We start from the raw sequence: 8966 nt of genomic DNA on the forward strand, positions 1-8966 counted from the left end.
CCCTTGAAGAACCCCCGGCACCCGCGCCCGCTCGGCACCCCCGCGGGGCAGCCACCGGGCGTCGATCCGCCTCCGGCGCCACGCCGCCCGCACGGTCCGCAACCTCTGCGCGGCCCCGCCCACACCGCCCCACCACACCGAACGCACCAGGTCACACCCGTTCATGCCGCTCACCCTGCCACCGACGGCCGCGCCGGAGCGTGCCGTTCAACTGCCGTTCACCCAGATCACCACACCGGCCAACACGCCTTTGCGCAGGGCGCCGCCCCGCCACCGAGCCCGGCCCCGGCACCACCGAGGCCTCCGGGGAAGACCTACCCGCACCGGGCCGCGGACGGCATCGCCCGGCGGCGGCAATCCCGCGCCACCACACACCTGAGCGGATCAGCATGTGGGGGACACCCTGGTGCGGAAGTCGATCACATGGCATCGTCCCTGTCAGCCGCGTCACGCGCACACCCCAGCACGTGCGCGGAGGACGCACACGACGCGCACAGTCCGGGAGCCGCACATGTCGACCCAGAACCCCGAGCCGCTCTGGCAGCCCGATCCCGACCGCATCGCCCAGGCGCAGGTCACCAGATTCCAGGCCTGGGCCGCCGAACACCACGGAGCACCCGCGGACGGCGGATATCCGGCACTGCACCGCTGGTCCGTGGACCAGCTGGAGACGTTCTGGAAAGCCGTCACGGAATGGTTCGACGTACGGTTCTCCACGCCGTACACGCGTGTGCTGGGCGACCGCGGCATGCCAGGAGCCCAGTGGTTCCCGGGCGCCACCCTGAACTACGCGGAGCACGCCCTGCGGGCCGCCGCCGACCGCGCCGACGGACCCGCCCTGCTCCACGTCGACGAGACCCACGAGGCCCGCCCCGTCAGCTGGTCCGAGCTGCGTCGCCAGGTGGGCTCCCTCGCCGCCGAACTGCGCGCCCTCGGCGTACGCCCGGGCGACCGGGTCAGCGGCTACCTGCCGAACATCCCTCAGGCCGTCGTCGCGCTCCTCGCCACGGCAGCAGTCGGCGGCGTGTGGACCTCCTGCGCACCCGACTTCGGCGCCCGCAGCGTCCTCGACCGCTTCCAGCAGGTAGAGCCCGTCCTGCTGTTCGCCGTGGACGGCTACCGCTACGGCGGCAAGGAGTACGACCGCAGGGACGTCGTCGCCGAGCTGCGCCGCGAGCTGCCCACCCTCCGCGCCGTCGTCCACATCCCCGTCCTCGGCACCGAGGCCCCCGAAGGCGCGCTGGAGTGGACGGCGCTGACCTCCGCGGACACCGAGCCGGTCTTCGAGCAGGTGCCGTTCGACCACCCGCTGTGGGTGCTGTACTCCTCCGGCACCACCGGCCTGCCCAAGGCGATCGTGCAGTCCCAGGGCGGCATCCTCGTCGAGCACCTCAAGCAGCTCGGCCTGCACTGCGACCTCGGCCCCGAGGACCGGTTCTTCTGGTACACCTCGACCGGCTGGATGATGTGGAACTTCCTCGTCTCCGGCCTTCTGACGGGCACCACGGTCGTCCTGTACGACGGCAGCCCCGGCTACCCCGACACGGGCGCCCAGTGGCGGGTCGCCGAACGCACCGGGGCCACCCTCTACGGCACCTCCGCCGCGTACGTCATGGCCTGCCGCAAGGCGGGCGTCCACCCCTCCCGCGACTTCGACCTGTCCCGCGTGAAGTGCGTCGCCACCACCGGCTCACCTCTGCCGCCCGACGGGTTCCGCTGGCTGCACGACGAGGTCCGCGACGACCTGTGGATCGCCTCCGTCAGCGGCGGCACCGACGTCTGCTCCTGCTTCGCGGGCGCCGTACCCACCCTGCCCGTGTACGTCGGTGAACTCCAGGCGCCCTGCCTCGGCACCGACCTGCAGTCCTGGGACCCGAGCGGCAAGCCCCTGACCGACGAGGTCGGCGAACTGGTCGTCACCGCCCCGATGCCCTCGATGCCGATCTGCTTCTGGAACGACCCCGACGGCAGCCGCTACCACGACAGCTACTTCGACACCTACCCCGGCGTGTGGCGGCACGGCGACTGGATCACCGTCACCTCGCGCGGCTCCGTCGTCATCCACGGCCGCTCCGACTCCACCCTCAACCGCCAGGGCGTACGCATGGGCTCCGCCGACATCTACGAGGTCGTGGAACGCCTGCCGGAGATCAAGGAGTCCCTGGTCATCGGCATCGAGCAGCCCGACGGCGGCTACTGGATGCCCCTGTTCGTGCACCTGGCCCCCGGCGCCGCCCTCGACGACACGCTCGTGGACCGGGTCAAACGGACCATCCGCGAGCAGCTCTCCCCGCGTCATGTCCCCGACGAGATCATCGAGGTGCCCGGCATCCCGCACACCCTCACCGGCAAGCGCATCGAGGTCCCGGTCAAGCGCCTCCTCCAGGGCACCCCGCTGGAAAAGGCCGTCAACGCCGGCTCGATCGACAACCTCGACCTGCTGCACTTCTTCGAGGAACTGGCCCGCAAGCGCGCCTGAACCGGCGGCTCATCCTCCGTAGGTGGCCTCGGACTCGTCCAGCACGGCGGCGAAGTCCGAGGCCAGCCGCGCGGCGTCGGCAGGCTCCAGCTCAGCCACGGTGATCCGCACGCCCGGCCCGGACGACAGACGGAATCGCGCGCCGGCCGCGACCCACCAGCCGCAGGAACGCAGACCGTTCACCACGGCCGACTCGTCCCGCACCGGCACCCACACATTGATGCCGCTGACCGCGTGCGCGCTGATGCCCCGGGCGGCCAGCTCCCGCACCAGCGCACCGCGACGCAGCGCGTACGTCTCCTGCGCGCGCTCCACGCACGCGCGCGTGGCGTCGTCGCCCATCAGCCCCAGCACCGTCTCCTGCAGCAGATGACTGACCCACCCCGAGGTCAGCAACAGCCGTCCGTCGTGCCGGGCCAGCGTCACCGGGTCGCAGGCCGCGCCGGCCCACCGCAGGTCCGTCCCGAGGAACTTGCTCACCGACCGCACATGCGCCCAGCGGGGCAGCCCGGCCGAGCTGAGCGTCTCCAGCGGCACACCCGAGATCCCCGACGCGTGGTCGTCCTCCACCACGAGGACATCCGGCTCGCCGCGGACCACCTCCGCCAGGGCGTCCCTGCGCTCCGCCGTGAACCTCCCGCCGTACGGGTTCTGCGCACGCGGACTGCACACGACCGCCCGCGCACCCGCGCGCAGCGCACCGCGCAGCGCCTCGGGGCGCATCCCCTCGTCGTCCACCGCGACCGGGACGCTGCGCAGCCCCAGGGCGGCCACCAGGTCCAGCAGATGGTGGTAGCCCGGATCCTCCATCGCGACGGCGTCCCCCGGCCGCAGCTCCACCGACAGCAGCCGCCCGATCAGATCGAGCGCGCCGTACGCGAACGTCACATGCTCCACCGGCACGCCGTCGGCCCGCATCCAGTCGCGCACGGAGTCCTCCAGCCGCTCCAGTCGGGGCGCGCTGCGGTGGGGCCGCGTGCCGGGCGACAGCCGGACCGGGGGCACCAGGCCGGGCAGCAGCCGGGGGTCCGGCTGCCCGCCCGCCAGGTCCCGCAAGCCTTCCGGGACTCTCGGCGGGCGCCGCGACGCCACCGCGGGCGCCGGAGCGACCACGGTGCCCCCTCGTCCACGCGTCACGACGATGCCCCGCCGGCGCAGCTCCTTGTACGCGGTAGCGACCGTCCCCGGGCTCACGCCCAGCTCGTCCGCGAGCCGCCGCACCGGCGGCAGAGCCGCCCCAGGCGCCAGAGCCCCGTCCGACACGCCCTGCTCGACGGACGCGGCAATGCCCTTGGACGTCGTACCACGAATCGCATATTGTACTGCCACGTTGAGAAGTATGTATCAATACAAAAGACGACGCAAGGGGGAGCAGTGGAGGCGATCCGTCGCGCGACCGGATGGCGCAACCGCATACCGGGAGGGCGAGACGGGCGCAAAATGCTCGTCATCGCCCTCGTCGACCGCACCGGCAGCGGCCTGTGGGCATCCGTCTCCGTCCTCTACTTCACCTACGTCACCGGCCTTTCCGTCACCCAGATCGGCACCCTCGCCGCCACCGCAGGAGCCGTCGGCATCGCAGGCTCCCCCCTCGGCGGACTCCTCGCCGACCGCTTCCCCCTCACCCGCGTCCTGTTCGCCGTCCAGGCCGCACGCGCCCTCGCCGCACTTCCGCTCCTGCTCACCGACCACTACGGCCTGCTGCTCGCCGCCTCCGCCCTCGCCGGCTTCGGGGACCGCTCCTCCCGGGTCCTCACCCGGCTCTACGCCACCCGCGTCGCCGGAGCCGACCGCGTCCGCTACCAGGCGGTCCAGCGCACCCTCGCCAACGCCGGCTGGGCCGTCGGCGGCCTCGCCGCCGCAGCCGCCCTCACCTTCGGCACCACCGGCGCCTACCGCTTCCTTCTCGCCGGAGACGCCCTGTCCTTCGTCGCCTGCGCCCTGCTCACCCTGCGCTGCGCAGAACCGCCGTCCGGCTCCAGAACCGTCACCGGCTCGACCGACCGCACACCGAAGAACCGACCGTCCGGCCCCTGGCGCGACCGCACCTACCTCACCTACGTCGCCACCGAGACCGTCCTCTTCCTCGACGACGCCGTCATCACCGTCGGCCTGCCGCTCTGGATCGCCCACACGGGCAACGTCCCGCACGGCCTCGCCCCGCTCCTGCTCGTCCTGAACAACGTCCTGGTCGTCGCCCTGCAGATCCCCCTCTCCCGCCTCGGCGCCACCACCACCGCCGCCCGCGCGCTCCTCTTCTTCCCCCTCGCCGCCGCATACGCCCTCGGCGGAGCCGCCATGGCGCTCTCCGCCACCGGCTCGACGGTCACCGCCACCCTCCTCCTCGTCGGCGCCGCCACCGCCTTCACCCTCGCCGAGATGCTCCACGCCACCGTCTCCTGGGAACTCTCCGTGGCCCTCGCACCCGAGACCGCCCAAGGCGCCTACCTCGGCGTCCACGGCCTGGCCCAGTCCGCCCAGCGCAGCATCGGCCCGCTCGCCGTCACCGCCGCCATCGCCACCGGCCCCCTCGGCTGGACCGCATTCGGCACCGGCATCGCCCTGACCTGCGTCGTCCAGCACCGCCTGGTCCGCGACCGGCTGGCCCACCCCCCGTTGTCAGTGGCGCCGGTTACTGTGAGTGAGCATTGATCGACCGTGCACAACAGGGGGAAACCATGGCGCACACCGACCAGCAGACCGTCCGACTCCTGCGCCGCGAGATGGCCGGCACCATCGGCCTTCTCACCGACGAACACGACTTCCGCGCCATGCGGCGCTACCGCACCTTCACCTTCGACGACCACGCCGCCTACCTGCGGGAGATGGAGGACTTCCTCAGGCGCCGGGCCGCGCAGGGAGGCCACACCACCGTCGCCCTCTTCGACCCGCAGGAATACGCCGACTTCTGCGCCGCGAAGAACCTCGACCCCGACCGGCCCGCCAGCCGCACCCGCTTCACCTCGGAACTCGCCCACACCGGAGCGACCCTCCCGTACGAGGGACAGCCGCTCGACGAACTCGTTCCCGCCCTCGTCGACGAGGCGGTACGCCAGGCCACCTGGGAGTACGCCGCCACCCTCCTCTCCCACCTGGGAACCTGCGCCACCTGCGGCGACGACATCGGCCGCGCGGCCTTCGCCCGGGCCTCCCGCCTCCTTGACCGCATCCTCGACACCGCGCCCCCCGGCAGCCGCCACCTCGTCATCAGCGTCTCCGGCACACCCGAGACCCTCATCGCCGTCCTCCAGGCGGACGACGACCCCGACGGCGGCGTCCGGCTCGACGACGCCGAAACACTCGAGTTCACCACCGTCCTCGCCCTCGGCCTCGGCACCCACAGCCCCGGCGGACTCGTGATGCGCATCAGCAGGCCCGGCACACGCGACCGCGTCTACGGCTGGCGGCTGCGCGGCGACGAGGTACAGCCCCTCACCGCGGGCGAGGTCTTCGACGCCTACTGCAACGACATCGAGACCGGCGAACTCATCTCACCGGAATCCGACGTCGACTACACCGAACCCCCCGACCTCGGCGACATGGACCCGGCACACCGGCACCGGCACTGAACCGGCCCCGAGCCCGGGAACGCCCGAGGGGCGCCCCACCTGTGGGTGGGACGCCCCTCGGCGGCCGGCCGCGGTCCGCGACCGCGTGCCGGACCTACTCGCCGGACAGGACCGCCTGAGCCGCGGCCCGCGCCTCCTCGGCCGTGTCGGCGGCCCGGGCCGCCGCAGCGGCCCGCTCGCACTGGGCCAGCGTGTACTTCGCCAGCGTCGCCCGCACATAGGGAATGGACGCCGCACCCATGGAAAGAGAGGTGACACCCAGACCGGTCAGCACACACGCCAGCAGCGGATCGGACGCGGCCTCACCGCAGACACCGCAGCTCTTGCCCTCGGCCCTGGCCGCCTCCGCGGACAGCGCCACCAGGTCCAGCAGCGCGGGCTGCCACGGATCCTGGAGCCGCGAGACCGCACCCACCTGACGGTCGGCGGCGAAGGTGTACTGCGCCAGGTCGTTGGTGCCCAGCGACAGGAACTCCACCTCCTGCAGCACGGAGCGCGCCCGGAGCGCGGCCGACGGGATCTCCACCATCGCACCGAACTTCGCCTGCACCCCGGCGGCACGGCACGCGTCTGCGAACGCCTTCGCGTCCGTCCGGTCGGCCACCATCGGAGCCATGACCTCCAGGTGGACCGGAAGCCCCTCGGCAGCCTTGGCCAACGCCGTCAGCTGCGTCCGCAGCACCTCCGGGTGGTCCAGCAGCGTACGCAGACCACGGACACCGAGCGCCGGGTTCGGCTCGTCGGCCGGCGTCAGGAAGTCCAGCGGCTTGTCCGCGCCCGCGTCCAGGACCCGCACGACCACGCGGCTCTCGGGGAACGCCTCCAGCACCTGGCGGTACGCCTCGACCTGCTTCTCCTCGGACGGGGCCTTCTTGTTGTCGTCCAGGAACAGGAACTCGGTGCGGAACAGACCCACACCCTCGGCACCCGCCTCGACGGCGGCAGGCACGTCCGCCGGGCCACCGATGTTGGCCAGCAGCGGAACCTTGTGCCCGTCGGCGGTGGCGCCCGGCCCGGTGGACGCGGCCAGCGCGGCCTTGCGCTCGGCGGCGGCGGCCTCCATTTGCTGCTTCCGCTCCTCGCTGGGGTCCACGAAGATCTCACCGGTGCTGCCGTCCACGGCGACCACCGTGCCCTCGGCCAGCTCGCCGGCACCGGGCAGCGCCACCACGGCCGGCACACCCAGGGCACGGGCCAGGATCGCGCTGTGGCTGGTCGGCCCGCCTTCCTCGGTGACGAATCCGAGCACCAGCGTCGGGTCGAGCAGCGCCGTGTCGGCGGGAGCGAGATCCCGCGCGACAAGGACGTACGGCTGGTCGCTGTCGGGGACGCCCGGCATCGGCACCCCGAGCAGACGAGCGACGATACGATTCCGCACGTCGTCCAGGTCGGCCACACGCCCGGCGAGATACTCACCGGCGTTGGCCAGCAGTTCCCGGTACGCGGCGAACGCGTCGTACACCGCCCGCTCCGCGGTGCTGCCGACAGCGATCCTCCGGTCCACGTCCGCCATCAGTTCGGGGTCCTGGGCCATCATGGCCTGAGCCTCGAGCACGGCCTGCGCCTCCCCGCCGGCCAGATTGCCTCGCGCCATCAGATCGGCGGCGACCGCCTCCACGGCCTTGCGGGCGCGCCCCTGTTCACGTTCCGCTTCCTCCGCCGGGATCTGCTTGGCAGGCGGTTCGAGCACCGCCGTCCCCATGTGCCGTACCTCGCCGATGGCCACCCCGTGGCTCACGCCGACGCCTCGCAGCGTTGTCTCCATCTCACCCGTCTCCGGTAGTGCGGCGGGTCCCGCCGCCGCGGTGGTTGTCCTGCCGGCCGTCCGACGACGGCGTCGATGTCACTTCCAGGCGAAGAGCACGTCGCCGGTCTTCACATCGCCGTCCTCACGGAGTTCGGAGAGGGCCTCCGCCGTGGCCTCCAGCGCCACGACGGGGCACACCGGGGACTTGCCGGCGGCCTCGACGGCGGCCGGGTTCCAGCGCACGACGCCCTGACCGCGCGTCACGGTGTCCCCCTTGTTCACGAGGAGCTCGAACCCCTCGCCGTTCAACTGGACCGTGTCGATGCCGAGGTGCGTGAGCACACCGTGCCCGCTCTCGTCGACGACGACGAAGGCGTGCGGGTGCAGCGAGATGATCACACCGTCGACGGGCGAAACAGCCTCGGAGGGCTCACGCACGGGATCGATGGCGGTACCCGGGCCGACCATGGCCCCGGAGAAGACCGGATCCGGCACAGCGGCCAGTCCGATGGCGCGTCCTACCAGCGGGGACGTCACGGTGGTCATGGGAAGCCTCCCAGGGGTGGAGATTCATATGGGCCGTCACTTGCGGTCCTGGACGGCGCACTGCGAAGCAGCGTATGTCACAGGAAGTGCCGGTTCCGCACGATAGCTTCCGACTAGAGGTCTAGACCACCCCTTCCGTCGATTTGCACCGGCTGAGAGGCTGCGGGTACAGTCGTAGGCCTGCACGGGGCAGGGCAGCGCGCTGTCGCGCTTGTCGCCCGGGCAGCACCCAACTTGCCAGATCCTATCTCGGGGTCGCCTTCCGCATGCCTGCGGGAGGTGGTCAGGGGGCCGGAAAATCGCTGGTAGAGTTGGAAACACCGAAGGGAAGCGCCCGGAGGAAAGCCCGAGAGGGTGAGTACGAAGGAAGCGTCCGTTCCTTGAGAACTCAACAGCGTGCCAAAAGTCAACGCCAGATATGTTGATACCCCGTCTCCAGCATCTGCTGGGGCGAGGTTCCTTTGAAAAACACAGCGAGGACGCTGTGTGCGAGGGGACTATTCCTCCTCTCGCACCGCTCTCGTGTGTGCGAACCGGATCACCGGTAAACATTCACGGAGAGTTTGATCCTGGCTCAGGACGAACGCTGGCGGCGTGCTTAACACATGCAAGTCGAACGATGAAC

The 8966-nt window shown here is 71.5% G+C and carries 6 protein-coding genes and 1 rRNA gene; 4 read left to right on the forward strand and 3 right to left on the reverse strand.

The features are described 5' to 3' along the window. Positions 1–511 precede the first annotated feature (511 nt). Positions 512–2479, forward strand: a complete 1968-nt coding sequence (locus tag MTQ10_RS23735; RefSeq protein ID WP_247472167.1) for an acetoacetate--CoA ligase — start codon at positions 512–514, stop codon at positions 2477–2479. A gap of 9 nt (positions 2480–2488) precedes the next feature. On the opposite strand, the gene MTQ10_RS23740 is transcribed toward MTQ10_RS23735, so the two are convergent. After that, the gene (locus MTQ10_RS23740; RefSeq protein ID WP_247472170.1) at positions 2489–3808 is read right to left on the reverse strand and encodes an aminotransferase class I/II-fold pyridoxal phosphate-dependent enzyme; all 1320 of its coding nucleotides are present in this window, start codon (positions 3806–3808) and stop codon (positions 2489–2491) included. A gap of 111 nt (positions 3809–3919) precedes the next feature. On the opposite strand from MTQ10_RS23740, the gene MTQ10_RS23745 reads away from it, so the two are divergent. Together MTQ10_RS23745 and MTQ10_RS23750 are read left to right on the forward strand one after the other, a co-directional pair. Continuing rightward, on the forward strand, positions 3920–5131 hold the full coding sequence (locus MTQ10_RS23745) for an MFS transporter (protein ID WP_247472172.1): 1212 nt from the start codon (positions 3920–3922) through the stop codon (positions 5129–5131). Positions 5132–5157: 26 nt separating this feature from the next. Next, positions 5158–6048, forward strand: a complete 891-nt coding sequence (locus tag MTQ10_RS23750) for a hypothetical protein (RefSeq protein WP_247472173.1) — start codon at positions 5158–5160, stop codon at positions 6046–6048. A 94-nt stretch (positions 6049–6142) separates the two neighbouring features. Here the strand turns inward: MTQ10_RS23750 and ptsP are convergent, their stop codons facing one another. Continuing rightward, the gene (gene ptsP, locus MTQ10_RS23755; protein ID WP_247472175.1) at positions 6143–7813 is read right to left on the reverse strand and encodes a phosphoenolpyruvate--protein phosphotransferase; all 1671 of its coding nucleotides are present in this window, start codon (positions 7811–7813) and stop codon (positions 6143–6145) included. Positions 7814–7891: 78 nt separating this feature from the next. After that, positions 7892–8341: a PTS sugar transporter subunit IIA gene (locus MTQ10_RS23760; protein WP_247472177.1), complete on the reverse strand. Its 450-nt coding sequence runs from the start codon at positions 8339–8341 to the stop codon at positions 7892–7894. 551 nt (positions 8342–8892) lie between these two features. Between MTQ10_RS23760 and MTQ10_RS23765 the strand changes: the two genes are divergently transcribed. Continuing rightward, positions 8893–8966, forward strand: a 16S ribosomal RNA gene (locus MTQ10_RS23765); the annotation flags it as partial.

The organism is Streptomyces sp. XM83C (assembly GCF_023072675.1).
In the GTDB taxonomy this organism is placed as follows: domain Bacteria; phylum Actinomycetota; class Actinomycetes; order Streptomycetales; family Streptomycetaceae; genus Streptomyces; species Streptomyces thermocoprophilus.